The 567-nt window shown below is 59.4% G+C and carries 1 protein-coding gene; it reads left to right on the forward strand.

All coding sequences use genetic code 11. The features are described 5' to 3' along the window. Nucleotides 1-567, forward strand: a 567-nt coding sequence (locus tag C2M24_RS12930) for an Ig-like domain-containing protein (RefSeq protein WP_199775722.1), incomplete at both ends; no start/stop codon positions are given.

Genomic DNA, 567 nt, shown 5'->3' on the forward strand with positions numbered 1-567 from the left:
ATGACAGTGACCGACGCTGCCGGGAACACAGGCACGGTCACCGATACCACCACCCTAGATACGGGCGCACCTTCGGTGACCATCAACGATAACACCACCAATGACAGCACCCCAGCCTTGACCGGCACCATAGATGATCCAGAGGCGAGCATAGTAGTAACCGTTGAGGGTGTGGATTATGTTGCCACCAACAATGGCGACGGCACCTGGACCTTGGTGGACGACACCTTGCCTGCGCTTATGGACGGTAGCTACCAGGTCACCGTGACCGCCACCGACGCGGCGGGTAACAGCAGCATGGCCACGGGCAACTTAGTCATTGACACCAGCGCACCAACCACGGGCGATGGTGCGAACAGCATTGCGTTCAACGACGGCGGCGATGAGCTGGTTAGCGCAAGTGAGGCGACCAATGTGACCCTGTCTGGCGTTGTCGAAGCCGGTGCCACCGTCGACAGCATCACCATCAGTGATGGTGTGACCACGATCACGGTACCGAGCTCGGCGATCAGCACGGATAGAAACGGCAACGTGACCGTCGTTGGGCAAGATCTGTCAGGTCTCGCC

Origin of the sequence: Pseudoalteromonas sp. T1lg22 (assembly GCF_002964645.1) — a bacterium.
In the GTDB taxonomy this organism is placed as follows: Bacteria; Pseudomonadota; Gammaproteobacteria; order Enterobacterales; family Alteromonadaceae; genus Pseudoalteromonas.